The following is a 25,900-nucleotide window of genomic DNA, read 5'->3' as shown; positions in this document are numbered from 1 at the left end:
AAATCATATCTGCCCGTAAATATAAGTTTAATATGAAGCAAAAATCATTCATAATCAAATTCAACGTCAATTACTTCAAGTATATAGATAAAAGGCTGCTTAATAATGACTTCAGATTTCTCAGAACCGAAACAAACCCCTTGTGAAAATGACAGTGCAACCTATGCACAGTCTGGCGTAGATATAGCAGCTGGGGATGCTTTAATTGAAGCAATCAAACCAGCTGTTTCTAAAACCCGCCAACCAGGTGTCATGGGTAATCTTGGGGGGTTTGGTGCTTTATTTGATGTCAAAGCCGCAGGGTTCAAAGATCCTATCCTCGTTTCTGGTACGGATGGTGTTGGTACCAAGTTATTATTGGCCATTGAAACAAGTCTTTGTGACAACCTAGGATTTGACCTTGTTGGTATGTGCGTTAATGATTTGATTGTCCAAGGGGCGAAACCTCTATTTTTCCTTGATTATTTTGCGACAGGAAAGCTGGAACTTGAACAGGCACAACGCGTTATCACAGGGATCAGTAATGCTTGTGAGGATTGTGGATGTGCATTAATCGGTGGCGAAACAGCTGAAATGCCAGGGATGTATCAACATGGTCATTATGATTTGGCCGGTTTTGCCGTGGGAGCTGTCGAAAGAGATTCTTTACTTCCTCAAAATATCGTGCCTGGTGCCAAAATTATTGGTTTGGCTTCTAGTGGTCCTCACTCTAATGGCTTTTCTTTAATTCGTTCAATCGTTAAATCTCAAAATCTTGCTTGGGATGATATTGCTCCTTTTGATCCAGATCAACTTTTGGGTGAAGCTTTGCTGGCACCGACAAAATTATATGTTAAACCTGTTATTGCTTTACATAATGCAGGATTACTTCATGGTGCTGCTCATATTACAGGGGGTGGTATTCCAGGAAACCTTCCACGCGTAATGCCCAAAGGAAGTGTTGCGATTATTGATGGAGAAAGCTGGCCTATGCCTGCTGTCTTTTCATGGTTAGCATATGCGGGAAAAGTATCTACTGAAGAAATGTTAAAAGTCTTTAACTGTGGTATCGGTATGATTTTAATTGTTTCTGACGTTGCTGCAGTTAATGAGCTACTCAAAGATACAGATACCGAGGCCTATGTCATTGGTCATATTTCCGCAGCGGAAGATCAAAACAGTGAGCCAACAGTTGAATTTAGCGATTTTCCAGACTTTACCTTTATTTCAGGTGAAGACTAACCCCTAACAGGAAACGCTTATGACTTTTAAAGAACGGATTGCGATACTTATCAGTGGTCGGGGCAGCAATATGGATGCCCTGATTGAGGCTTGTAAAAAACCTTCTTTTCCTGCCTCTATTAAACTGGTGATCAGCAACAACCCTGATGCTGCTGGGTTGGATGCTGCCCGAGAAGCTGGTATTCCAACTCAGGTTATAGACCATCATGGTTTTGGCAAAGATCGCCAAGCACACGAACGTCAAATTGATGCCGCCCTGCAAGCTCACAATATTTCAGTGGTGTGCCTTGCTGGATATATGCGGATTTTAACCCCATTCTTAATTAATAATTGGGAAGGTAAAATTCTTAATATCCATCCCAGTATCTTACCATTATTTCCAGGTCTGGATACGCATGCCAAAGCCATCAAGGCTGGCATGAAAGTGCATGGGTGTACCGTGCATATTGTCACTGAAGTTATGGATGAAGGCCCTATCCTAGGCCAAGCCATTGTTCCTATTCTTCCCGACGATACAGAGCATAGTCTTGCCAAGCGTTTATTGAAACAAGAACATCTTCTTTACCCTCAAGTCTTAAAAAACTTTATACATAAAGAAGAACCTGAGGCAAGCGTTGACGCACTCATAAATGGTTAAAACAAAGCTCAAGAAAGAATATTTCTTGGGCTTTTTTAATGAAATAACCTGATCCAAAATATAAATATAATTATTATCTACATTTTTTTAATTTGTTCCAAAACTATTTTTGTAACATCTTCAACATTATCAATATCACCCGTTATTTCAAATGATGAATTATTAAGGCTAGTTCCTTTTAATCTAATATTAATCTTCTTATGATATCAATCAAAAAAAACTTTTCTACACGCTTACATTTGGCATTTAATTGATCTAAAGTAGCCTTTTCCAGTGCACTTTTAAGATCACCTTTAGATGTAACTGACATTTTCTTATAACCTCTTACAAAATAAAAATTTATCTTAATATAAAAGGCATTTACTTTAGAAAAAATATTTAAAATATTAAAACAAAAAGGGCTGAAAGTTTCCTTTACAGCCCACAAAAAAAGCAAATTAAACAGCTTAATAATTAAGCGTTAATTTCGATTTCAGCAAAGAAGAATTTAATTTCATTTACTGCATTTTCAGCAGAATCAGAACCATGAACAGAGTTAGCTTCGATTGATTCAGCAAATTGAGCACGTACAGTATGTGGTGCAGCGTCTTTAGGGTTTGTTGCACCCATAATGTCACGGTTTTTTTGAACTGCGTCTTCGCCTTCTAAAACTTGAGCAACAACTGGGCCACTGATCATGAAAGATACTAACTCACCAAAGAAAGGGCGTTCTTTATGAACTGCATAAAAAGCTTCTGCCTGAGCTTGGGTTAATTGCAAACGTTTTTGCGCAACAATTTTAAGGCCAGTGCTTTCGATAACAGCATTAATTTTACCTGTTAAGTTACGACGTGTTGCATCTGGTTTTAAAATTGATAATGTTCTTTGAATAGCCATGATATATTTCCTTATTTCGATATAAAGCAAATCATTCTTTGTAAATGACACGCGTTATTGGTAAATAAAGGAAATTTTATTATTTTGTCGATCATTATTTACACTATTTTACACGAGCAACGTTGTGAGCACTCTGGTTATCAATAATCTGACCCTTCGCATTTTCGGTCGCCCCCTTTTGGAAAATGCTTCTTTAACCATTGAAAATGGCCAAAAAGTAGGATTGGTTGGGCGTAATGGTACAGGAAAATCTACATTACTGGCCGCTATCGCTGGGGATATGCCTATTGATGATGGTGAAATCCTAATTCCAAGCCGAATCAGAATGGCTCGTGTAAAACAAGAGGCTCCTTCTGGTCCTCTATCCTTAATTGATACTGTCTTGGCTGCTGATCAAGAACGTGCGAGTCTATTGCACGAAGCAGAAACAATCCAAGATGGGTATAGACTGGCAGAAGTCCACGAACGTCTTATCGCAATTAATGCCGACAGCGCCCCTGCCCGCGCTGCTATTATTTTAGCAGGGTTGGGCTTTAACGAAGAAAACCAACAACGTTCAGTCTCTGATTTTTCTGGTGGATGGCGTATGCGTGTTGCCTTGGCCAGCACCTTGTTTTTAAATCCTGATCTTTTATTACTTGATGAGCCTACCAACCATTTGGATTTAGAAGCTACCTTATGGTTAGAATCTTGGTTAGAGGCTTTTCCTGGTAGCGCTTTGATCGTCAGTCATGATCGTAACTTATTAGACAGCTCTGTTAATGCGATCGCCCATTTACATCAACGCAAACTTTCTTTGACAATCGGTGGGTATGAAGAGTTCATTCGTATTAAAAATGAAAAAGCCTTACAGCAAAATAGAGAAGTCGAAAAAATTGCCGCCAAACGCGCGCATATGCAGTCTTTTGTAGATCGTTTCAGAGCCAAAGCCACCAAAGCACGCCAAGCACAAGCTCGATTAAAAGCCCTTGAAAAACTACCACCATTACAAGCAATCGTTGAAGAAACCCCTATTCACTTTGAGTTTCCACAACCCATAGAACTTCCTCCACCGCTGATTACTTTGCACCAAGTAAATGCTGGATATGGGGATCGCACTATTCTATCTAATCTCTCCCTACGTATTGACCCCGATGATCGTATTGCCTTGTTGGGAGCGAATGGTAATGGTAAATCAACTTTTATTAAGCTGATAGCTGGACGGTTAAACCCTTTTACCGGCACTATTCAAAATAATCCTAAATTATCTGTAGGATATTTTGCCCAGCATCAACTGGAAGATCTTATCCCCGAGCAAACCCCTCTTCAACATATTCAAACTGCTTTACCCAAAGCTGCTCCTACCGAACTTCGTGCTCAACTTGCACGTTTTGGTTTAGATGCAGATCGTGTAGATACCAAAGTCAACTCTTTGTCTGGTGGAGAAAAAGCACGGTTAGTACTGGCATTAGCCACACGTCATAACCCCAATATTTTACTGCTTGATGAGCCAACAAACCATCTGGATCTGGATGCCAAGGAATCTTTGGTTCATGCTCTGTCAGCCTTTCAAGGTGCAGTTATTCTTATTTCCCATGATGCACGCTTGATTGAATTAATCGCAGACACCTTGTGGCTCGTTAATAACGGTACCGTGGCGTCCTTTGATGGAGATATTAAAGAGTATCGCCAATGGTTGGATGATCAACGAAAAGAAGCCAATCAACAAGCAAAATCAGAAAGTAACTCTGGTGGCAGCTCTCAAAAAGAAGCTCGAAAAGAAAGAGCAGAAAAACGTAAATTACTTCAACCTTTACGTAACAAAATTAAAGATGCTGAAAAAATAATGAACAAATGCGCTTCTGAGATTCAAAAACTAGAGGATAAACTTTCCGATACAAAATTTTATAGCTCTGCCAAACCAGAAGAAATCACCGCCATTCAGATTAAAATGGCTGATTTTCAAAAACAACAAACCGAAGCTGAAGAGTTATGGCTAGAACTCCATACAGAGTTGGAAGAAAATCAAGAGTAACTTAAAACAATGTAGTAAATAAAAATAAAAATATTTATTTACTACTCATTCATTTGATAGCTTATTTCTTTTTTAAATCCATCTGCCAACCTTGTGGGTTAATTCGAATAGACATTTCTTGCCCTTTTGGTAGCAAATCAAATTTTTTAATATCCTCTCTAAACCCAACATGAGCCAAAGGTGGTATCGAAAAATTTAAAAAGAACAAAGGTACTATGCATATCATTAAACAAGATAATAAAGCCTGCGAGAATTTTCCCATTTGGCTAATTATAAATAAAATGAAACAAAAAAAAGCAAAATTAGTAATAAAAAAGTATCTTTCTCCTCCACCTGGTATCAAAAAAGTTGGCCATTGATCCTCTGTTAAACTCATCATTGGATTAGCCAAAGTAAAACCAATAATCAATGAAGGGAAAATTACAGATATCCAAAAACGCCATCCAGAAGATATAATTGCTTTACAAATACTAATCATAACCACAAACATCAAAGCAAAACTTAACCAGCCTTTAAAAAAAACAAAACATTCTTTAGACGCAAAATTAAAAACCATATCGTTAGAAAAAAAAGTTCCCAAAACGATACGAGTTGATAAAATTTTAATTAATAGTGAAAAGCTAGCTCCTAAAGGAGCTGAAGATCGTGCATGTGAACTGACAGTTAAAATAATGGCAAGAGCTTGTATAACAAAACAAATAACCATTATTATATCAAAATAATTAATTCGCTTCACAGCATTAATTATACCACCCCATTGTGCAACCCGTTTAATAAATAAACATGCAGATAAAAAAATGACAAAAGGACCACTCAATGCAGCAATAATCAAAACAATATAATCATGTAACTTCCAACTAAAACTTTCGGCATCATCGGCAAAAATAATCATAAAAAGATATATAGACAAATACCATTGTACATTAGTTATATTAACATATCCCTCAGAGAGATTCGGCATAAATAAAAAATAAATAACAGCTGCAATACGGTAAGATATATGAATAAACGATATTCTTGAAGATAAAATAAACATCACCAAGCAACAACGTATTGATATAGCAATAATATTTGCAACCAAAGCTGCTTTAGACAAACCAAATAGCAATCCAATACTAAAAGTCAGTCTAGAAATTGTTTGATAATATCCATTTTGCGGTAAAAGAAAAGAATATATCCCTTGATTATATGCTCCTGAAAGCCAAATTTTACCATCTTCGGCCCAAAGCTGAGGATGTAAAAGAATATCAGGCCTTCTAGCTGCAATAACAAAAAAAATAGCAACAAATATCAAAATATATATTAATTTTTTATTCAATAATGCGATTTGTACTTGTGATGACATTTGATAATCTTTTATTTAATTAGGGAAATAATGTCCGTTGATAATCATACTGATCAACCAATTTCCTTAATGGGTCGAATTCATCATCATCGCAGTTTTTCAAGAATACTTTTGTCTTACCATCTTTGTTTGCTTCATAAAAAACTCTGTTATTCCAATCTGCTTGGCTGATCCCCAACCATAATACCAAAGTAAAAGGATAAGGCTGTTGCTCTTTTGGCTTGTCCGCATATTCTTTTGGATCAATATTCTGATTAAAACGTATTTCTACATCCCCTGTCGAGGGTGGGTTACGTTTCAAAGGTCCCCATCCTTTTTCGTTCTTTTGAATCCAATCTTGAACAATTTTTAATTCTGCTGGTGTTAAAACACGTTTTTTATGTAATGGCCCAACAATCAATTCAGCATTCACAACAGGAGGAAATGTTACAGGCGTAAGCTCTTTACGAACCAACAACCATACAACCAGCACCACTAAAACACAAAATGCCAAGAGTGAGGTTAAAATAATATTCTGTTTACGCATAGAACGAGGCCTTATCCTTTGATTGCATGGATAATTTGCAGAACCTCTTGATCCGTTAATTCTGGATGAATGGGCAATGCAAGTATTTGTTTAGATATTCTTTCTGAAACAGGTAATACACTGCCATCATGAGAATTACAATAAGCGGGCTGTTGATGTAAGGGTAAAGGATAATAAATTGCTGTTGGAATATGTTGTTCTTTTAATTTGTTTTGCAATTTAATACGTGAATGTTCATCTTGTAATAAAATTGAATAAATAGCCCACGCACTTTGACTCTGGGGAACTCTAATGGGAACTTGAACAATTGATGCTAAATGTTGATCATATAAACATGCAATTTGTTCTCGTCTCGATAGTTCCTCATCAAAAAAATCTAACTTAGCTAATAAAACAGCCGCCTGTATGGTATCTAAACGACCATTCATTCCAGTTCGCAATACTTGATACCGCGTTTTGCCCTCTCCATGACTTCTTAAGGAGCGATATAATTCGGCTTTTTCTGCATCATTGGTAAAAATTGCACCACCATCGCCATATCCACCAAAAGGTTTGGATGGAAAGAAAGAAGTAACGGTTGCATCTGCCTCACTTCCAAGCTTGTGACCTTGATACATTCCTCCAAAAGACTGCGCACAATCATCTAACAAGAATAATTGCTCTTGCTTGGCAATTTGACGTAATACATCCCAAGGAGCTGGTTGTCCAAATAAATCAACTCCAATAATCGCTTTTGGTTTTAACCTTGCCTCATTACGAATTTTTTGAATACAAAGTTTTAAATGCGTAGGATCAATCTGAAATGTTTCAGGATCAATATCTACAAAAACTGGGGTTGCCCCTAAAACCAAAGGAACCTCTGCTGTTGCAGTATAAGTAAACGCTGGTAAAAATACAGCATCGCCAGGTCCAATATTTTCTGCCATCAAAGCAATTTGTATTGCATCCGTTCCAGAAGAAACTCCAACACAAAATTTAGCCCCAACATAGTTTGCTAATCGCTCCTCTAACTCTTGGACTTCTGGCCCGAGAATAAATTGACAATGCGATAACACTTGATCAACACGTTTTTTAATGGCATCGCCTAAACGAAGTTGTTGTTTTTTTAAATCAAGAAAGGATATCATATTGTTCATCTTTATTCTCTTTTGCTAAAATGAATTGATTATATTTTTTAAACCTAATCAGTTAAATAAAGTTATATCAATTACGCTATTGAAAAATAACCACAAAGTTTATTTCCATCGGGGTCACGTAAATAAGCTAAATACATTTTTTTGTTACCTGCCTCTCTGACACCAGGAGGATCCTCAATCGATTTACCACCATGATCTATGCCAGCTTGATGCCACTGATTTACTTGCTCTGCAGAATTTAAGATAAAGCCAATTGTTATCCCATTCCCACAGGTTGCAGCTTTACCATCAATAGGCTTGGTAACTAATAAAAGTTGACCATCTTTAATATACATTAAACGCCCTTTAGGATCTGAAAGAGCTTCTCCACCAATAACGCTGAAGAGCGCGTCATAGAATTTTTTTGATTTTTCTATATCATTGCTTCCAACTGCCACATGACTAAATAACATTAGAACTTTCCTTAATATAATGTGAAAATAAAGTTTAATTATTTAAAGCTATCACACAAATTAAGATTTAATAAAGAGACTGTATAAATAAAGTTATGGCCAATAAAGAATAAATTTTTATTAAACTTCAACTCTCATTCAATTTATGTTTAAATTCGGGGACAAGATTTTGAACAATCGTAATCGCTTTTTCTACATCTTCTTGCTGACAAGCTTCGGCAATTTGATCAATTAAAAAATTAACCTCTAGCAAATTTACTATTCTCGGAGTCGCCATCATTAACCCTGCATGATCTGTCGGCATCGGGGCTTCACGCCCATGAAAGAGTTCTTCAAACAGTTTTTCACCCGGTCTTAATCCTGTGAATACGATTTGAATATCTTCGTCTGGTTTCAATCCTGCCAAACGAATTAATTGGCGTGCAAGATCAATAATTTTAACGGGTTCCCCCATATCTAAAACAAAGATACCCCCATTACGCAACATCTCATCCGTTGCAACATCTCCGTTTTTATGTACAGTCGCCCGCACACTTGCCTGTAAAACCAAACCTACAGCCTCTGGAACCGTCATAAAATAACGCTTCATTTCTGGATCCGTTACTGTCAAAGGGCCACCATGACGTAATTGTCGCCTAAATAGCGGCACAACTGACCCTGTTGATCCCAACACATTTCCGAAACGTACGGTAACACAACGCATTTTACTGTTATCAGGAATATTCAAAATATCTTGCGTTTCATCTGACTGATGATGCATCGCCATATCCAATGCTTGGCAATACATTTCTGCAATACGTTTGGAGGTTCCCATCAAGCTAGACGGATTAACAGCTTTATCCGTAGAAATCATAATGAGTGCTTTAACACCTGCTTGTGCCGCAGCGTTGGCAATGATACGTGTGCCAATAATATTCGTTAAAAACCCTTCTATAGGATTATTTTCAATCATGGGAACATGTTTTAATGCCGCTGCATGGAAAACAAGCTCTGGTTTATAATGTTGAAATACTGCTTCGATTCTTGCTTGATCACGAATATTAGCCAGCACTAACTTTCGCTCACCTGGGATTTTATTTTCTACAAGTTCTACGTTAATTTTCCATAACGCATATTCACTATGATCAAGTAAAATTAATAACTTGGGTGATAATCTTGCGATTTGTCGAACTAACTCTGAACCAATACTGCCTCCTGCCCCAGTGACCAAAACCACTCTATCTTTGATCATATACTCCATTCCCTCTTCATCCAAAGGGACTTGCGGTCTGTTCAAAAGTTCTTCAAGAGCAATAGGTTGCAATTCTACATTGCTGGCGGGCGTTAGACTGGTTAAACTTGGCGTTCTCTGTACTTGGATTTTCCATTGTTCAGCAACCGACAAGAGTTGACGTAACTGTGGCCCTCTTAACTCCGATCCTGTGATAACCAAAGTAGAAGGTAATTTTTTTTGACTTTCCAATGTCGCTAACGCTTTGGGCAACTCTTCTAAATTACCTAAAATAGGCGCATTATGAATACGGTGTCCTTTACGACTTTGACGAAAAGAAATAAGACCTACTACTTTTAAGGAATTCTGCACATCTTTTTTTGTTGCTCTAATAAAAAGGTCAATGTCTTCATCACTACCTAGCAATAAGATTTTTTGTTTTTTCTTACGGTCTAGTTTTATATTTTCAGAAGTGCATAAACGATATCCAACGCGCCCCCCCCCCATCAATATTAATAAAACCATTGCATATATAATAGGGAAAGTAATTGATGGCGTTGAAAATCCTGTAACTAATAAAAGGCATGTAAATAAAACGGAACTGGCAATTGAGGCAGCAGCAATATTCAACAAATCTGCTATACCAGAAAAACGCCAATATTGCTGTGGGATATGAAATGGCAATCCACTAACCAATAAAGTCAACACTCCCCCTGTTAAAAACCACAATGGATGCAACAATCCACCTTGAGGATCAGACAACCAACGCGCCAGAGGTGCCGCAATCGCAGCAAGCATAGCGTCCATAAATATATTGATCGCTATCCGATTATATCTCTTAGTTTGCTTTGTTGTCGTTGATAAATTAGACTGTTGCAATGTCGTCATTCCATCTTTATAGCCTATAACACATCATCAACTCATATCACTGATCTATTCAAAAAAACAATGACCCCTGACACAAATCATCTATTATTTTTAGCCTGGCTTATCGGAACGACGCTTTTGTCTGCTCTTATTGTTAAAACAATGGCACGAATTGGGGTCATGGATAATCCTGTAGAACGCAGCTCTCATACAGTTCCAACACCTAAAGGAGGCGGTATTGGAATTATCTGCGCATTCTTGACAGGCAGTATAGTAATTTTTCCATTACTACATCAACCTTATCTTTTTTCGATCATTGCTTTATTAGGAACCGTTGCATTTCTATCCATCATTTCATGGTTAGACGATATCAAGCAATGGCCTGCACTTATCAAATTAGCAGCTCAGATAATCTGTGCTATTACTATAACCCTAATCATTCCTTCACTTTCATTGCTTCAACAATCATATTTTCTTTTATTACCTATTATCCTTATTTGGCTAGTCTATATCGTTAACGCCTTTAACTTTATGGATGGATTAAATGGTCTAGCTGCGGGCATTGCAGCAATTTGTTGTATATTTTTTTATTATTCTACACATCAAATCGAGTTTGGATTGATTGCACTAGCTTTACTTTGTGGGTTAATTGGTTTTTTACCTTTTAATTATCCCAAAGCAGAAATCTTTATGGGAGATGTCGGCAGCCAAGCTTGTGGGTTACTTTTAGCAACTTTTGCTGTTATTCCTTTGAATAACATTGATCATATAACGCTCACTACGATACCTACAGAAACAATCTTGATCTTTTTCTTATTATTTGGTGTGATTTACGATGTAACATTTACATTAATCAGACGAACAAAAAATAGAGATCCAATTTTACAAGCACATCGTAGCCACCTTTATCAAATGGCACATCGTTGTGGCGTTAAAGCTGCCATTGTAACATTAGTTCAATGGAGCTTTTGTATTTGGGGAGGGGTAATCATATTATTTATCCCTTTAAGCACTATGTTTAATACACTTTGTGCCTACAGCTTATTAATTGTTCCCCAATTGATTTGGACCCTTTTTATCCTTAACAAAACCAGACAATACCATATAAAAAAATGGTAGGAGGAACTCCTACCATTTTTTCAAATATCGCTTGTATTAAATATAATTACTTACTAATTTTATTTAATTGTTGCTCGTTTAAATCTTCTGTTGTTGTCTTTGCCTTATCAGCTTTTTTATCAGCTTTATTTTTGGCTTTGGCAGCATGTTGTAATTTTGAATCTGTAAATTTGATTGTAAATCCACCAGGTGCACCAGCTACGCGCCCACCCATTGTATTCGTATCAAAAGCAATAACAACATTTTTGGTATTTTTCAAATTACCTGCACCAACACCTACACCAGCAGTTGCTTCACCACTTGCAGAAGCATAGTTTCCAGCAAAATCATAAAGATGTTTTAAGTTATAAACATGACCTGAAGCTTGAGATTTTGAAAAACCAAGAGCTACAATATCTCCACCCTTAATACGGAAATTATAGCTTTTACCACGATACTTCAGAACACCTTCACCCCAAGTATACCCAACTCCTACATCTGCAGAATGAAAGGTCATATTCACTGTGCCTGATGGTTTCTCAGATGCAGCAGCAGGATGCTCAGCTGGCTTATGATCATTAGCAGCAAAAGATTGGTTGCTGAACAACAAAGGTGCACTAATAAAAGTAGCGGCTAATAAGACAGATATTTTTTTCATTATAAATCCTTCAAAATAAATTATAGTTAATTATTTATATACTTGTTTTATCTAACAATAAATACAGAAATAACTCAAGCCTTATACAAAAACAATATATCTTATTGGGTATATTGTTTTTGTATTCGTTAGCCATTTTTTATTTTGAATACCCATATTAAAATTGACCTTTTCTGATCATCTTTAAATAAGGTCAGTTTTAATATGTTTATGCATCTTCCTGAGAGGCACTATTCATAATTTTTTGAATATTTAATAAATATTCATTACCAGCATCACTACGTTGAACTAAAACAGAACGACGGTCCAATGGATCCGTTTTTCTAGATAAGAATTCTAATTCCTCTAAACGATCTAAGGCACGCGTAATTGCCGGTTTAGATACATTAAGACTAGCTGCCAAACCTCTAACGGTTTGAACAGTATCATCCAAATAGCATATTAAAAAAACCGCTAATTGACGTGCAGATAGATCAGGGGCTTCTTGGCGAACCATTGTCGTGATTGTTTCTTTTAATATAACAATTTGTCGTCTAGAAGATAAAGTTTCGTTAACCATATTATTTAAACCATTCATTTTATCAAAACTGTTTCAAGATTATTTCTTTATGTCCAACAAATGAGTATCCACATCATTAATATCAAGATTGAAATCAAAATAATGTTGGTGAAATTATAATTTTAAATATAATTACATGTATAGAAAATACTTCAAATGTTTTGATCAATATTACAATGTAGTTTTACAGATTTATAAATACATTTAATATATTTTTAAATAAAAGGTAAGGTTTATTTATGAAATAAGGTTTATTTATGAAAATAAACCTTACATATTCGTAATAATGGCTATTTAATTACTTACATATTCGTAACAATTAAGATTAATATTTATTTGTACTTATAGTTGAATTTAATAATACTTTCCATCTCTTCTTTACACTTTGAGGTATTAAAAGATAACTACCGCCTAAAAAGGCAAACCATATGACTCCCAAATATAAACCAATACGTGTATTGGGTTGTAAAGTAAGCGTTAAAATAATAAGAAAAATAAACACAATACAGACCCAACACGTAAAAACACCTCCTGGCATTTTAAATGTTGAAGCCTTGTGGCGTTCTGGATATTTTTTGCGATATTGAATATAAGAATAAACAATTAAAAACCAAGTAAATAAGGTAATAATTGTTGCTACAGAAGCCACTAAAGTAAAAGTATCTATTATACTTTTATCTCCAACAGCCAGTAAAACTACGGCTGATAACAAGCATACACAAGAAAAAAGCAATCCATTAACTGGAACTGATGATTTAGATAGTTGCATAAAAAAACGTGGTGCTTTGTCCAATGATGCTAATCCATATAACATACGGCTACTTGAAAAAATACCACTATTGGTTGATGAAGCAGCAGACGTCAGAACCACCACATAAACCACTGCCGCAGCAGCTGGTAGCCCTGCAAACAAAAATAAAACGATAAACGGACTTTTATTTGGATCAATGCTGTGCCATGGAATTACAGCCATAATTACCATTACAGACAAAACATAAAACATAATGATTCGCAGTGGAATGTTATTGATTGCCTTGGGTAGATTTTTAAAAGGATTTTTCGATTCTGCTGCCACTGTTCCAATCAATTCTACACCTATAAAAGCAAAAGTAGCACTTTGAAATCCAGCCAAAAACCCTCTAAACCCATTAGGAAGTAAATTACCACCGTTAAAGATGTTGCTTAAAGAGGCCACCTCACCAGAGGGTGCTTTAAAAGAAACCGCAACAAAAGTTCCACCCACGATAATTAAAACACAAATAGCTATGACTTTAATAATTGCAAACCAAAATTCCATTTCTCCAAAAAGTTTAACGGTTAAACAGTTCAATGTATAAAACAAAAAAATACAAACAAGGGCAGGAACCCATGATGGCAGATTGGGATAAAACATATGCGTATAACCTGAAATTGCTACCAAATCTGCAATTCCAACGACTACCCAACATAACCAGTATGACCACCCCAAAAGGAATCCCGCGAAAGGTCCCAGTAACTCACTAACAAAATCAACAAAAGACTTATAGTTCAAGTTAGAAAGTAACAATTCTCCTAACGCTCGCATGACCAAAAAAACAACTATACCAATCAACATGTAAATAAAAATAATTGAAGGTCCCGCCAATTGAATAGTACTACCAGATCCTAAAAACAGACCTGTACCAATACATCCTCCAATAGCAATTAATTGTATATGACGATTGCTTAAATTACGCTGTAAGCTGTCGTTTTGATCTTGATCCATATAAAAGCCTTTATCACCTTATGTATTTACAATAATGAAACAAGATCATATCGATTGATTTTGTCTCATTATTTTTTAACTGTTATGACACCTAAAATACAAAATAAGAATTATTTATGATATCCTAGATTCTAAAAATAAATTTCAAAATATATAAAGCTTATGTCATATTTTTTTTTAACAGAATAATAAATTTAAATTTTCATTAAAATAAAGTTTTTGTATGCCTCAAACTCATATCATCAAAGCAATTCTCGGACCAACCAACACAGGTAAAACACATCTTGCTCTTGAGCGTATGATGGCACATGGATCTGGCATTATTGGTTTTCCTTTACGTTTGCTTGCCAAAGAAAATTACGACCGTATGGTTGCAATCAAGGGTGAAAAGAATGTTGCCCTGATTACGGGCGAAGAAAAAATCATTCCACCCAAAGCCAAATGGTTCTCTTGCACAGTCGAGGCAATGCCTACGCATATTTCTGTTGATTTTATCGCTATTGATGAAATTCAGCTATGTGCTGACCCTGATCGTGGACATATTTTTACGGATAGATTGCTTCACTGCCGAGGTCTTATTGAAACAATGTTTCTAGGAGCTGATACAATTACTCCTATCTTGAAACAGCTGATTCCCGAAATAGAGATTGATACCCGCCCTCGTCTTTCTTCTTTGAGTTATACAGGCTTTGATAAATTTACAAGATTGCCCCCTCGTTCGGCGATTGTGGCCTTTTCAGCAAATGAAGTTTATGCCATTGCGGAATTTATCAAACGACGCCATGGGGGATGCGCTATTGTAATGGGGCGCCTTTCACCACGTACCCGCAATGCACAAATGGAGTTATATCAAAATAAAGAAGTAGACTACCTTGTCGCTACAGATGCTATTGGAATGGGATTAAATATGAATGTTAATCACGTTGCCTTTGCCAGCTTATCTAAATATGACGGTCGGCAATTGCGTCATTTGTTCCCTTCTGAAGTCGCTCAAATAGCAGGAAGAGCGGGTCGAGGGATGCAAGATGGTACTTTTGGCACCACGGCGAATTGCTCTGGCATGTCTGAGAAATTAGTCAATGCAGTGGAGAATCACAATTTTGATTCTTTAAAGCAAATTTATTGGCGCAATCACACACCAGATTTTTCAAATCCATCCCGCTTACTAAGCTCTCTCAGCAAATCTGCCCCTCTGAAAACATTAATCACCAGCCAACATGCTACTGATCTACAAACGTTGATTTATTTAATCCAAGACCCAGAAATAATGGCGGCTTGTACGACGATTGAAAAAACACAATTGCTTTGGGAAAATTGCCAAATCCCAGACTTTAAAAAACTTGGAAACGACAATCATGCAAGAATTTGTAAAAAAACATTTTTATTCTTACTAAAACAAGGTCATATTCCAGAAACATGGATGCACCAACAAATTGAACAGCTAAATCATCCTCACGGAGATATTGATACCTTGATGCAAAGGCTTTCTGGTGTTCGAATTTGTTCTTATATTGCTGCTAAAAACCAATGGCTAGAAAATGCTATATATTGGCAAGCTCAAGCCAGAGAAGTTGAAGACAGCCTTTCGGACTCACTGCACACTGCATTAATGAGCCGTTTTGTAAACCAACGAGCAACCTCATTATTACGTAACTTAAAAAACGAAGAACAAAATAATCTGTTCACTTCTATTTCTACAACAGGGCAAATTTTAATCGAAGGTCAATCAATTGGCTCATTCAAAGGATTTTCAATTGAGTTACAAGAAGCAATCCCTCAAGAAGATTATAAGCTAGCACTTAAAAGTATCAGACGTAATATCCGTCTGCTTATACCTCAACAACTCCAAAAATTTATCAATGCAAAACCTGAAGAGTTTCACATCGATATTAAAGCAAAGCTGATTCTATGGGAAAACACAAATATTGCAAGGTTAAGGAAAGGCCATGATTTATTTCATCCAGAAATTCAACTGATTGAAAATGAGTTTCTAGAAAATGACGTACAACAAATTGTTTTAAAAAAATTACAAGACTATCTTAATGCACAAATTAAAACCTTGTGCCCTGCTCTTTTTACATTACAACATAATACAAAGCTTCCAGCATTAATCCGTGGTCTGTTTCATCAAATCAGTGAAAACGGCGGCATTTTATGGCAAGACAAACCTTTCCAGCTTTCAAAATCTATGCTGAAAATTTTATCCAGACACGGCATTAATCAGGGACAATATGCATTTTATGTAAAAGATATTTTTAAAGCTCATAAAGTTAAACTTAGAGCATTAATTTATCATGTATATTATGCACCCATTGATCCAGAAACGATCCCGCTGCCACATCTCGTTCATATTCCAGCGATTACTCAGAAAGCAGACCTTAATTTTTATCATTATTTGGGATGGATCAAAGCAGATAATCAATTTATCCGTTTGGATATTGCCGAAAAAATAGGGCAAGCGCTACATAATAAAATCAAAAATCATCCTGCTGCTATAAAAAAACAAGATATATCACCCCTGCCTTATATTAATGAAGCACTCCCTTCACTATTAAAATCTCTAAATTTATTTGTGCAAAAAGCTCAAATCCCATCAAAGAAACTCATGGGCCCCCCTGCTCCTTTATTAATCGCTAATCGTCCTTTTCAAATTCATAAAAAAGTTAAAAAGAAACCTTTTCTAAAAAGGAAAAATCTTACCCATTCTGTTTCTGATCTACAACAACTCTATAATAACAACCGACATGATTGACCACGATATTGATACACAAAGAATAGACATTTGGCTTTGGCATGCCAGAATATATAAGACACGAAGCATCAGCACACGTTTTGTAAGCCAAAATATTTTTCGTATAAACGCTTGTTCTGTTTGTAAACCAGCCTATCAAGTCAAATTAAATGATATTTTAACCTTTCCTTGGAATGACACGATCAGAGTAATTAAAATCCTAAATCTAACTAAACAACGTGTTGCAGGAAAAAATATATCTTTGATTTATCAAGAAATTCTTGAAAATTCATAAGTAAAGTAATAAAGAATATAAATATTTCCTTGTCATAGCTGTAAATAGTTACTAAATCTCTATGACAAACCATTCAGCCTTTGCCTGAATGCCAAAGAATTCTTAATGATCAGGGAACTATCCCTTTAACAGATATGAATCGGAGAAAGCAATGACCTATGTGGTCACAGAAAACTGCATCCGTTGCAAATATATGGATTGTGTCGAAGTCTGCCCCGTAGATTGTTTCTATGCTGGTGAAAACTTCCTTGTTATTAGCCCAGAAGAGTGTATTGATTGCGGCGTATGCGAACCAGAATGCCCAGCTGAAGCCATTTTCCCAGATAGTGATGATCGTGCTGCAGATTGGTTAGAAGTCAATGCTGAACTTTCGAAATCATGGCCCAATATGAGCAGAAAAGGTGATACCCCTGCTGATGCAGATGAATGGAATGGCAAAACAGATAAAAAAGATATGCTTTCAAAAGAACCTCATAAAGACTAGTTCCATTTTCAAGCGTTAATTTGCTTATTAAAAAAGCCCTTAACTTTATTTAAAGTTAAGGGCTTTTATTGTATTCAATAAGCTGTCTTTACCAGTTAAGTAAAGACAGCTTGTTATGAAAATTATCGAGCCATCATTAAATGACCAACATTATGCATAACGAATAGCGTGCCAAAACAAATAACCAAAGCAACAAATACAGAGAATAAGAAAGAAACTACCTCTGAACGTTGTTCAGGCGCTGCACTAACATGCAAGAAGAAGGAGACTTGAACAAAAATTTGTATTACAGCCAACACTCCTAATGCAATTACTGTCGCACTATTTGATAAAGCATGTGCCAAAACAATCCAAAAGGACGCTACAGTCAACACAACGGATAATATGAACCCAACAATATAAGAAACTATAGAGCCGTGTCCATGGTCTTCCCCATGAGAAGAAACTGCATGATTTTCTACCATTACACCATACTCAACAGATATACAAAACTAAATACACAGATCCATATAATATCCAAGAAATGCCAGAATAGACTTAAACAAGTTAAACGAGGCATCATATTTGAATTTACACCTTTAGTAGCAACTTGGATCATTAAAACAATCATCCAAATTAACCCTATGGTCACATGCAACCCATGTGTACCAACAAGTGTAAAGAATGCAGACCAATGTGCACAGGATTCAGGAGTCGCACCTTTAGAAATTAAATGTATGAATTCCTTGATTTCAAGCCCAAGAAATCCTGCACCTAATACAGCTGCAACCACCATCCAGAGTAATGTTCCAGATTTATTACTTTTACGTGCAGACAACATCGCAAAACCAAAAGCCAAAGAACTGAGCAACAACAAAGCTGTTTCATAAGCTACTGTGGTAAACTCGATATCTCCAGCATCCAGAAGTTGTTTAAATGTTGGCGCGCCGAAAAATTGTCCGTGTAAAACAGCATAACTGGCAAACAAACATCCAAACAAAATACAGTCAGACATAAGGTATAGCCAAAAACCAAATGCTGAATGATTTTCATGTTCGTGATGAGCACCGTTTGCTGTCATTGTAGTATTTTCACTCATTATTCAGCCACCTGTGTCATAAGTTTACGAGAATGCTCTTTCTCAATACGTTCAACTTCTGCTGCAGGAATAACAAATTCTTTGTCTTCCTTAAAGCTATAGCCAATTACAATCAACAGTATGAGAATAGCACAAACAACAACTAACCACCAAATATGCCAAACTGCACCAAATCCTAAAACGAATGCAATCATACCAATCCAGAAGCCTGCAGAAGTATTTTTTGGCATAACAATATCTTGATATGGTTCAGATGTGCGACGTGTATCAATGCCATGCTCTTTATCATATGCAAATGCATCACGTGCATGAACAACAGGAATATGAGCAAAGTTATAAATAGGCGCTGGTGAAGATGTTGACCATTCTAAAGTACGACCATCCCAAAGATCACCCGTAACATCTTTATGACCTGGTTTGTCCATATTCCAAATACCAAGGAATATTTGTAACAATTGGCAAACAACACCACAAAGAATACAGAAAGCACCAATACAAGCAATGATTAACCACATATGCCAATCAGGATTGTCATAATGGTTCAAACGACGAACCATACCATCGAAACCTGTAATATACAAAGGAACGAATGATAGGAAGAAGCCAAAGAACCAGAACCAGAATGCAGCTTTACCAAGTCCTTGGCTCATTTTAAAGCCAGTTACTTTTGGAGCCCAGAAATTCATACCAGCAATATATCCAAAATATACACCACCAATAATTGTATTATGGAAGTGGGCAATCAAGAATTCACTGTTATGTAATACGAAGTCACTTGCAGGAATAGCAAGCATAACACCAGTCATACCGCCGATCACAAAGACAATCATAAAACCAATCGTCCAATACATAGGCGCCGTAAATTCAATACGACCTCTATACATTGTGAATAACCAGTTAAAGATTTTCACGCCTGTTGGAATAGCAATAATCATCGTCATAATACCAAAGAAGGCATTAACGCTTGCACCAGCACCCATGGTAAAGAAATGGTGAACCCAAACTAACAATGACAAAACAGTAATTGTTAAGGTTGCATAAACCATCGTAGCATAACCAAATAACGGTTTTTTACAAAATACAGGAACCAATTCAGAGAAACAGCCAAAAGCAGGTATAACAAGAATGTAAACCTCTGGATGTCCCCATGCCCAAATCAAGTTCAAGTATAACATGACGTTACCACCAAGATCGTTGGTAAAGAAATGCATACCAAGATAACGATCAAGTGTAAGCTCAGCTACTGATACGGTTAAAGCAGGGAAAGTTGTATAAATCATTATACATGATGCTAATGTTGTCCAGCAGAATACTGGCAAGCGCATCCATGTCATGCCAGGTGCACGCATTTTTGCGATTGTGGTCATAAAGTTAACCGCAGTTAACACTGTACCAATACCAGAAATCTGAACAGCCCAAATATAATAATCAACACCAACGCCAGGACTGAATTGTAATTCAGATACTGGAGGATATGCTAACCAACCTGCAGTTGAGAACTCACCAATAAACAAAGAGATGTTAACTAAAATTGCACCAGCTGTTGTTAACCAAAAACTTAATGAGTTAAGAAATGGGAACGCAACGTCACGAGCACCAACCTGTAATGGAACAATTAAGTTGAACAAACCTTGCATAAACGCCATCGCCATGAAGAAAATCATGATGGTGCCGTGCGCTGTAAAGATTTGGTCATAATGATGAGGCGGCAAATAGCCTGGGCTATCAAAAGCAATCGCTTGTTGCGTACGCATCATTAACGCATCACAGAAACCACGGAATAACATAACTAACGCAAGAACGATATACATAATACCGATACGTTTATGGTCAACCGAGAAAAGCCAGTTTTTAAACAAAACTGTCCATTTGCCATAGTAAGTAATAGCAGCAAGAACTGCCAACCCGACAATGACTACACCGACAAATGTTCCCACCAAAATGGGTACATTATACGGAATATCTTTAAGAGTTAAAATTCCTAACATTTTTCCTATTCCCCTGAGTGATTATCATTAGATTGAGTAGGAACTGCTTGGGGGTTGCCATGAGTATCAACTTCATAATGACCGTGGTTATATTGCATAACAATATCATCAAACAAATGATGCTTTACAGTACCAAAATATTGTACTGGTTCAGGAAGAACATTTCCTTCATTTTGCTTAGCATATTCCATTTGATTGTTTTTTAGATGTTTATAGGCGTCACCGTCTTTTCCATCTAATTGTTTAGAAGAAGCTTTAACTTTCTCAACCCACTCATCAAAACCTTTTTGATCAGTTGCAATCGCACGGAATTTCATATCTGAGTATCCAGCACCACTGTAATTATTAGAAACCCCTCTATAACCTTCTGCTGAAGGAGAGGTTGCCATTAAGTGCAATTGTGTTTGCATACCAGCCATGACGTACACTTGAGACCCCAATTGTGGTATCCAAAATGAATTCATAGTTGCATCAGATGTCAAACGAAACGCAACAGGTGTATTCACAGGTATTGCCATTTCGTTAACTGTTGCAATTCCGTATTCTGGGTAAATAAATAACCATTTCCAGTTTAATGCAACAACTTGTATTTTTATAGGTTTTACATTTGGATTATCAGCAGGAGCAGCAATCGGTTTATAAGGATCTAATTCATGAGAGGATACGTATGTATGATATGCTAGGAATGCAATCAAACACATTGGTATTCCCCAAACAAGAATTTCAATCGTTGTTGAAAAGTCCCATTTTGGTGCATAGGTCGCATTCGTATTAGATTTACGATAACGATATGCAACCAACAAAGTAGCAATAATTACTGGAATAACAATACACAGCATTGCTATTACAGACATTATAATTAATTGCTTTTCACCTTGCCCAACGGTTCCTTTAGGATCCATTATAACCAAATTACATCCACCTAACATTAAGGTAGATGCTAAACCCACTACCGATAATGTAATTTTCGGTAATATTTTTTTCATTCTATGCCTCGTTGATTCTGACATTGCTCAACTCATCAGCCTGTTCATTTAATAGAACATCTTTCTTTGTTAGAATTCCTTATAAAATAATGGTTTACCTTATAAAAAACCCTGTACTCATAATAACACCATTTTATACACTTAAAAAAGACACAAATCTTTGTGTAGCAATAATGTTAAGTTGGTGCCTTACTCCTACTATAAATAACAATATGTTACAACCAACTTTCGTAAGACATCAAAAAAACTCTATAAATAACAACATTATTCATAGAGTTGATTGACTTATATTACTCCTAATACCTAATAAAAACGATGTAAAAAATAACTCAATTATAACTTTGCTAGGTCAGTGATAATTACAACACAATTTCAAAAATATAAAAAAACGCACAGTTTTTTTTCTGTGCGTTTTTAAGATAAAAGCCGACTTTGTTAACTATAATTAGTTATCACTGCCCGCTCTGACCCCCATGAATTGCAATAAAAATTGAAATAGGTTGATAAAGTTCAAGTAAAGCGTCAACGCATCAAACACACTATGTTTTGCTGCCATTTCAGCACCTTCATATTGATAAAATGTTTGATAAGAAAGTTTAATTCTTTGTGTATCAGTAGCAGCTAAACCTGTAAACACAACAACGCCCACCAAACTAATCAAGAAAGACATGCCTGAGCTGTGCATAAATATGTTAATTACCATCGCAATAACTAGACCGAACAATCCCATTCCCAAGAATGAACCGAGTCTTGTTAAATCACGATTTGTCGTATATCCCCACAAAGACATCCCTGCAAACATGCTGGCTGCTACCAAAAATGTTTGAGTAATGGATCCTGATGTATATACAAAGAAAATATTAGCCATACTGATTCCCATAACAGCACAAAAAGCCCAAAATAACGCTTGTGCAGCTTGAGTTGACAGACGGTTAATACCAAAGGACATTACTAAAATAAATGCCAACGGGGACAAGATTGCAATAAACCCAAGTGTTGTCGGGGCAGTTGTAACAACACCATTCACTGAACCTATTTTATAAAATAGGCTTCCTAGTGAGGAGTTCGCAACAAGATATGAAACCAGTGCTGTTAATAATAAACCAGACGCCATCCAGTTATAAACACGGAGCATGTAGCTGCGAAGACCTGCATCGAATGCAACTTGAGCATCAACATGTTGTGATGTATCGTTATATGAATTAGGACGAAATGCCATTTACTCTTCTCATAAAATAGTTTTCATTAACTAATAATATATTGCAATTGTTAGTTAAATATCAAGTGTACAAAAAAATATGTTGTTTTTATGTTTATAAAAATTCTAGATTTGACAAACTTATAGTAAAAAAGTGGAAATAATGAGGCTTTTTATTGGTTTAACTATCCCTGATCCGATCTGCACGCAAATAGGATCATTACGTGGCAGTTTGCCATCAATTCACTGGAACGATCCAGATACTTATCACATATCCCTTTGCGATATTGGTGAAATTAATAGCAATGTTTTACTCAATGACCTTGATCTCGCCTTAGAGAAAATCGGGTTTAATAATTTTGAACTTAGCATACAAGGTGTCAGCCATTATACATCACCTACCCAAGAAATAAAACTTTGTGCGACTGTTTTACCAACATCGTCTTTGTCGCTTTTAAAAAATAAAATTGAGTATATTAACCGCAAGCTTGGTATAAAGACTAAAAAGAAACATTTTACTCCTCACATTACGCTTGCAAAAGGTATCGGTATCAACCAAGAGCAGATTTCAAATTGGCTCTTTAAATATAACTTATTTAAAACAGAACCTTTCCAAATCTGCCAATTTTCACTTTTTAGCTCTTTTCCCAATAAAAAAGAATTTAATTGCGATATTGTATCAACCTATCTATTACGATAAGATTTCACACCATTCTTTTTCTTCTTTTGTTTTCCTTTCAATAGCTTGATGTAAATAGTTCATGTAATACAGCTCACAACAAACATAGCGCTCGTCTTTTAATACGATATTGGCCAGACCTAAATCTTGGTAAACAGACAAATATTTTGAACTAACATTCCAAAATGCAATAGAGCGGTGCTCTTGGGTTGCTAAATCACGCAGTCGCCATATTGTATTAATAATCTCACTTTCTTTTCCAACAGGATCACCAATTCCTACCAACAGCCCTTCTTTCCTTAAAAATGGTGCGACAGTGCCTTCTGTAGAGCAAATCAAAATCGCACTAGGCAGAATATGATCAACTAAACTATTAATCGTAGAATTTGATAGTACATTATATAACTCTTCTGACTCATGAGACCAGCTTTTGAACTTTATTTGTGCAGGCAACATCATTTTAAATAAAATAACACACCCAACGACAACCATTAAAAAAACGACCCATTTTGTTTCAGAAGGGACAGCATGAGACATTAAAATTTCGACGATGCCATGACTTTTGGTATAATGTGGACTAATCCAAATAATTACATAAATTGTAATAAATAGCACCATGATTTCTATCAAGGTTTTCAAAGACAAAGGTGCCGCACAAAAATTTGCCTTGCGATAATAGCAATTTCTGAATGGTGCAATAAAAAAGGCTGAAAGTGCTAACAAAAATGGTATAAATAAAGGTGCACCTCGAATTAAAGTAATAGCAACCAAAACAACCAAAGTAATTAAACTTAGCCGCCACGCTATTGTAATCCGTCGGGTCAAGGCAACTGTTAATATTAACAAAAACATCCCTAGAAAAGATAGCAAGTAATCTCCCGCAATCTCTATAAATAGGAAAATAGATTGCTGCGCCACCCATTTCGTCGGATCGAACATCGGAAGTACTAAAACAATTATACCACACAAAGCGGTTGTCGCTGCTGCAATATTAACTGAGAATGCAGCATCGCTTTCTCTAATATTGGCTGTGGAGGATGATCTTGGACGTAACTTGAAAATAAAAAACTTTTTCGCACTGTTCTGAAGGGCGTTCTCACCTCTCAAAAAGACCTCATGACCTGCGAACATAATGCCCGCAAAAAACAAAGGAACAAGGTAATAAAACAGTCGAAATATAAAAATAACACAAATAATATCAGAAGCTGGCATATAAGGTTTTAATGCCAGCAACATACTGCCTTCAAATACACCTGCACCGCCAGGGACACTCGCAATTAATCCAGCTGAGTAAGCTGCAATATAAACTCCTAAAAATGTTGCAAAATCAATAGATTGATAACCGATCAAATGTGAATGATCAGGAATAATACAATAAGGAATGGCCGCTGTTGCAATCACTTCAGCAGTAGCAATGATGATTTGAGCAATGGCCATAACAGGTCTAGGAAAAGAAAAACGATATTTCCAAAATTTTAATTCATGACAATAAAAAGAAATGATCACATATCCAGCAACAAATAACCAACATAAGCTGCCTAAAATAACAAAAATATATCCAGGCAACTCATGACCTATTACAGGAAGATCACTTGCTTTGAAAATAAACAACCCCCCGATTAAAACAGCAGCACCTAGGAAATAAGTAACTGAGCAAAAAGCAATAACTTGAACAATTTCGATGGCTTGCAATCCCCAGCTGCCATATAATCGAAAACGAACAATCGCCCCTGAAACCGCTGAAAACCCGATATTATGCGATAAAACATAAGAGCAAAATGAGGCAAAAGCAGTTTTTAAAAAGGATAAACGATGGCCAACTTGAATGACCGCTAACTTATCGTAAAAAGATAAAATTAAAAAAGATAAAAATGTGCATGCCCCAGCAGCATATAAAGCCACATTCGGAATTTCTCTTAAAGAAGCCTTAATTTCTTTAAGGCTAAGTTGTTTAAACTCATTCTGCACCACATAGATTGCAGCCGCAAAAAGAATAATTCCGAACAGTTTGGAACCATATTTAAAATATGTTTTCCAGCTTCTATCTCTAAAATGGTTTCTCTTAGTCGAATTTGTCAGTTCTTGTGAACAAGATTTTCTTGGCTGCATATCCATACT

Annotated in this window: 24 protein-coding genes; 8 read left to right on the top strand and 16 right to left on the bottom strand. The window is 36.2% G+C overall.

The genetic code is table 11. The features are described from left to right. Positions 1 to 105: 105 nt before the first annotated feature. On the top strand, positions 106 to 1,221 hold the full coding sequence (purM, locus tag QMN76_RS00715; RefSeq protein WP_282023185.1) for a phosphoribosylformylglycinamidine cyclo-ligase: 1,116 nt from the start codon (positions 106 to 108) through the stop codon (positions 1,219 to 1,221). Between the two features lie 19 nt (positions 1,222 to 1,240). Beyond that, positions 1,241 to 1,858, top strand: a complete 618-nt coding sequence (gene purN / locus QMN76_RS00710) for a phosphoribosylglycinamide formyltransferase (protein ID WP_282023186.1) — start codon at positions 1,241 to 1,243, stop codon at positions 1,856 to 1,858. 178 nt (positions 1,859 to 2,036) lie between these two features. Here the strand turns inward: purN and QMN76_RS00705 are convergent, their stop codons facing one another. Then, the gene (locus tag QMN76_RS00705) at positions 2,037 to 2,168 is read right to left on the bottom strand and encodes a hypothetical protein (RefSeq protein ID WP_255343273.1); all 132 of its coding nucleotides are present in this window, start codon (positions 2,166 to 2,168) and stop codon (positions 2,037 to 2,039) included. Positions 2,169 to 2,311: 143 nt separating this feature from the next. Continuing rightward, positions 2,312 to 2,734: a nucleoside-diphosphate kinase gene (gene ndk / locus QMN76_RS00700; RefSeq protein ID WP_034337563.1), complete on the bottom strand. Its 423-nt coding sequence runs from the start codon at positions 2,732 to 2,734 to the stop codon at positions 2,312 to 2,314. 124 nt (positions 2,735 to 2,858) lie between these two features. Here ndk and QMN76_RS00695 point away from each other — a divergent pair, with 124 nt between their 5' ends. Further along, positions 2,859 to 4,748, top strand: a complete 1,890-nt coding sequence (locus QMN76_RS00695) for an ABC-F family ATP-binding cassette domain-containing protein (RefSeq protein ID WP_282023187.1) — start codon at positions 2,859 to 2,861, stop codon at positions 4,746 to 4,748. A 61-nt stretch (positions 4,749 to 4,809) separates the two neighbouring features. On the opposite strand, the gene QMN76_RS00690 is transcribed toward QMN76_RS00695, so the two are convergent. The 5 genes from QMN76_RS00690 to QMN76_RS00670 form a co-directional block, all read right to left on the bottom strand. Then, positions 4,810 to 6,093: a hypothetical protein gene (locus QMN76_RS00690; protein WP_282023188.1), complete on the bottom strand. Its 1,284-nt coding sequence runs from the start codon at positions 6,091 to 6,093 to the stop codon at positions 4,810 to 4,812. A 19-nt stretch (positions 6,094 to 6,112) separates the two neighbouring features. After that, positions 6,113 to 6,619: a hypothetical protein gene (locus tag QMN76_RS00685; RefSeq protein WP_034337571.1), complete on the bottom strand. Its 507-nt coding sequence runs from the start codon at positions 6,617 to 6,619 to the stop codon at positions 6,113 to 6,115. Positions 6,620 to 6,630: 11 nt separating this feature from the next. Further along, complete coding sequence (locus tag QMN76_RS00680; protein ID WP_034337574.1) at positions 6,631 to 7,755, bottom strand: DegT/DnrJ/EryC1/StrS family aminotransferase; 1,125 nt, start codon at positions 7,753 to 7,755, stop codon at positions 6,631 to 6,633. A 71-nt stretch (positions 7,756 to 7,826) separates the two neighbouring features. Then, positions 7,827 to 8,207, bottom strand: coding sequence for a VOC family protein (locus QMN76_RS00675; protein ID WP_034337576.1), 381 nt, complete (start codon positions 8,205 to 8,207; stop codon positions 7,827 to 7,829). A 127-nt stretch (positions 8,208 to 8,334) separates the two neighbouring features. Next, positions 8,335 to 10,305: a polysaccharide biosynthesis protein gene (locus QMN76_RS00670; RefSeq protein ID WP_282023190.1), complete on the bottom strand. Its 1,971-nt coding sequence runs from the start codon at positions 10,303 to 10,305 to the stop codon at positions 8,335 to 8,337. Positions 10,306 to 10,422: 117 nt separating this feature from the next. Between QMN76_RS00670 and QMN76_RS00665 the strand changes: the two genes are divergently transcribed. Beyond that, positions 10,423 to 11,403, top strand: coding sequence for an MraY family glycosyltransferase (locus QMN76_RS00665; protein WP_282023192.1), 981 nt, complete (start codon positions 10,423 to 10,425; stop codon positions 11,401 to 11,403). Between the two features lie 46 nt (positions 11,404 to 11,449). Here QMN76_RS00665 and QMN76_RS00660 read toward each other — a convergent pair whose 3' ends face one another. The 3 genes from QMN76_RS00660 to QMN76_RS00650 all read right to left on the bottom strand — a co-directional run bounded on the left by QMN76_RS00660 (position 11,450) and on the right by QMN76_RS00650 (position 14,343). Beyond that, a complete protein-coding gene (locus QMN76_RS00660; RefSeq protein ID WP_282023193.1) occupies positions 11,450 to 12,040 on the bottom strand; it encodes a hypothetical protein in 591 nt (196 codons plus the stop codon). A 208-nt stretch (positions 12,041 to 12,248) separates the two neighbouring features. Continuing rightward, entirely contained in the window at positions 12,249 to 12,599 is a 351-nt protein-coding gene (locus tag QMN76_RS00655; protein WP_371827968.1) for a MarR family transcriptional regulator, read from the bottom strand. A 325-nt stretch (positions 12,600 to 12,924) separates the two neighbouring features. Further along, positions 12,925 to 14,343, bottom strand: coding sequence for an amino acid permease (locus QMN76_RS00650; protein WP_282023194.1), 1,419 nt, complete (start codon positions 14,341 to 14,343; stop codon positions 12,925 to 12,927). Between the two features lie 223 nt (positions 14,344 to 14,566). Here QMN76_RS00650 and QMN76_RS00645 point away from each other — a divergent pair, with 223 nt between their 5' ends. The 3 genes from QMN76_RS00645 to fdxA all read left to right on the top strand — a co-directional run bounded on the left by QMN76_RS00645 (position 14,567) and on the right by fdxA (position 17,853). After that, complete coding sequence (locus QMN76_RS00645; RefSeq protein ID WP_282023195.1) at positions 14,567 to 17,095, top strand: helicase-related protein; 2,529 nt, start codon at positions 14,567 to 14,569, stop codon at positions 17,093 to 17,095. Continuing rightward, complete coding sequence (locus tag QMN76_RS00640; protein ID WP_051461874.1) at positions 17,088 to 17,369, top strand: S4 domain-containing protein; 282 nt, start codon at positions 17,088 to 17,090, stop codon at positions 17,367 to 17,369. The genes QMN76_RS00645 and QMN76_RS00640 overlap by 8 nt, the downstream gene beginning before the upstream one ends. Positions 17,370 to 17,520: 151 nt before the next feature. Further along, a complete protein-coding gene (fdxA, locus tag QMN76_RS00635; protein ID WP_034337584.1) occupies positions 17,521 to 17,853 on the top strand; it encodes a ferredoxin FdxA in 333 nt (110 codons plus the stop codon). Between the two features lie 122 nt (positions 17,854 to 17,975). Here fdxA and cyoD read toward each other — a convergent pair whose 3' ends face one another. The 5 genes from cyoD to QMN76_RS00610 form a co-directional block, all read right to left on the bottom strand. After that, the gene (gene cyoD, locus QMN76_RS00630) at positions 17,976 to 18,317 is read right to left on the bottom strand and encodes a cytochrome o ubiquinol oxidase subunit IV (RefSeq protein WP_034337586.1); all 342 of its coding nucleotides are present in this window, start codon (positions 18,315 to 18,317) and stop codon (positions 17,976 to 17,978) included. After that, complete coding sequence (gene cyoC, locus QMN76_RS00625; protein ID WP_034337588.1) at positions 18,317 to 18,931, bottom strand: cytochrome o ubiquinol oxidase subunit III; 615 nt, start codon at positions 18,929 to 18,931, stop codon at positions 18,317 to 18,319. The genes cyoD and cyoC overlap by 1 nt, the downstream gene beginning before the upstream one ends. Then, entirely contained in the window at positions 18,931 to 20,919 is a 1,989-nt protein-coding gene (cyoB, locus tag QMN76_RS00620) for a cytochrome o ubiquinol oxidase subunit I (RefSeq protein ID WP_282023196.1), read from the bottom strand. The genes cyoC and cyoB overlap by 1 nt, the downstream gene beginning before the upstream one ends. Before the next feature lie 5 nt (positions 20,920 to 20,924). After that, the gene (gene cyoA / locus QMN76_RS00615; protein WP_084051509.1) at positions 20,925 to 21,905 is read right to left on the bottom strand and encodes a ubiquinol oxidase subunit II; all 981 of its coding nucleotides are present in this window, start codon (positions 21,903 to 21,905) and stop codon (positions 20,925 to 20,927) included. Between the two features lie 445 nt (positions 21,906 to 22,350). Next, positions 22,351 to 23,124 carry a Bax inhibitor-1/YccA family protein gene (locus QMN76_RS00610; protein WP_282023197.1) on the bottom strand — a complete coding sequence of 258 codons (774 nt, stop codon included), beginning with the start codon at positions 23,122 to 23,124 and terminating at the stop codon, positions 22,351 to 22,353. A gap of 142 nt (positions 23,125 to 23,266) precedes the next feature. Here QMN76_RS00610 and thpR point away from each other — a divergent pair, with 142 nt between their 5' ends. Then, complete coding sequence (thpR, locus tag QMN76_RS00605) at positions 23,267 to 23,803, top strand: RNA 2',3'-cyclic phosphodiesterase (protein ID WP_282023199.1); 537 nt, start codon at positions 23,267 to 23,269, stop codon at positions 23,801 to 23,803. Here the strand turns inward: thpR and QMN76_RS00600 are convergent. Then, the gene (locus tag QMN76_RS00600) at positions 23,795 to 25,897 is read right to left on the bottom strand and encodes a lysylphosphatidylglycerol synthase domain-containing protein (RefSeq protein ID WP_282023200.1); all 2,103 of its coding nucleotides are present in this window, start codon (positions 25,895 to 25,897) and stop codon (positions 23,795 to 23,797) included. The genes thpR and QMN76_RS00600 overlap by 9 nt on opposite strands. Positions 25,898 to 25,900: the final 3 nt, after the last annotated feature.

Source organism: Commensalibacter papalotli (ex Botero et al. 2024) (genome assembly GCF_947179115.1).
Lineage (GTDB): Bacteria > Pseudomonadota > Alphaproteobacteria > Acetobacterales > Acetobacteraceae > Commensalibacter > Commensalibacter papalotli.
This window is presented reverse-complemented; position numbering and strand designations above follow the sequence as displayed.

Coding starts and splice junctions, on each gene's coding strand:
- purM (WP_282023185.1), top strand. CDS start 106: ATGACTTCAGATTTCTCAGAACCGAAACAAACCCCTTGTGAAAATGAC.
- purN (WP_282023186.1), top strand. CDS start 1,241: ATGACTTTTAAAGAACGGATTGCGATACTTATCAGTGGTCGGGGCAGC.
- QMN76_RS00705 (WP_255343273.1), bottom strand. CDS start 2,168: ATGTCAGTTACATCTAAAGGTGATCTTAAAAGTGCACTGGAAAAGGCT.
- ndk (WP_034337563.1), bottom strand. CDS start 2,734: ATGGCTATTCAAAGAACATTATCAATTTTAAAACCAGATGCAACACGT.
- QMN76_RS00690 (WP_282023188.1), bottom strand. CDS start 6,093: ATGTCATCACAAGTACAAATCGCATTATTGAATAAAAAATTAATATAT.
- QMN76_RS00685 (WP_034337571.1), bottom strand. CDS start 6,619: ATGCGTAAACAGAATATTATTTTAACCTCACTCTTGGCATTTTGTGTT.
- QMN76_RS00680 (WP_034337574.1), bottom strand. CDS start 7,755: ATGAACAATATGATATCCTTTCTTGATTTAAAAAAACAACAACTTCGT.
- QMN76_RS00675 (WP_034337576.1), bottom strand. CDS start 8,207: ATGTTATTTAGTCATGTGGCAGTTGGAAGCAATGATATAGAAAAATCA.
- QMN76_RS00670 (WP_282023190.1), bottom strand. CDS start 10,305: ATGACGACATTGCAACAGTCTAATTTATCAACGACAACAAAGCAAACT.
- QMN76_RS00660 (WP_282023193.1), bottom strand. CDS start 12,040: ATGAAAAAAATATCTGTCTTATTAGCCGCTACTTTTATTAGTGCACCT.
- QMN76_RS00655 (WP_371827968.1), bottom strand. CDS start 12,599: ATGGTTAACGAAACTTTATCTTCTAGACGACAAATTGTTATATTAAAA.
- QMN76_RS00650 (WP_282023194.1), bottom strand. CDS start 14,343: ATGGATCAAGATCAAAACGACAGCTTACAGCGTAATTTAAGCAATCGT.
- QMN76_RS00645 (WP_282023195.1), top strand. CDS start 14,567: ATGCCTCAAACTCATATCATCAAAGCAATTCTCGGACCAACCAACACA.
- QMN76_RS00640 (WP_051461874.1), top strand. CDS start 17,088: ATGATTGACCACGATATTGATACACAAAGAATAGACATTTGGCTTTGG.
- fdxA (WP_034337584.1), top strand. CDS start 17,521: ATGACCTATGTGGTCACAGAAAACTGCATCCGTTGCAAATATATGGAT.
- cyoD (WP_034337586.1), bottom strand. CDS start 18,317: ATGGTAGAAAATCATGCAGTTTCTTCTCATGGGGAAGACCATGGACAC.
- cyoC (WP_034337588.1), bottom strand. CDS start 18,931: ATGAGTGAAAATACTACAATGACAGCAAACGGTGCTCATCACGAACAT.
- cyoB (WP_282023196.1), bottom strand. CDS start 20,919: ATGTTAGGAATTTTAACTCTTAAAGATATTCCGTATAATGTACCCATT.
- cyoA (WP_084051509.1), bottom strand. CDS start 21,905: ATGAAAAAAATATTACCGAAAATTACATTATCGGTAGTGGGTTTAGCA.
- QMN76_RS00610 (WP_282023197.1), bottom strand. CDS start 23,124: ATGGCATTTCGTCCTAATTCATATAACGATACATCACAACATGTTGAT.
- thpR (WP_282023199.1), top strand. CDS start 23,267: ATGAGGCTTTTTATTGGTTTAACTATCCCTGATCCGATCTGCACGCAA.
- QMN76_RS00600 (WP_282023200.1), bottom strand. CDS start 25,897: ATGGATATGCAGCCAAGAAAATCTTGTTCACAAGAACTGACAAATTCG.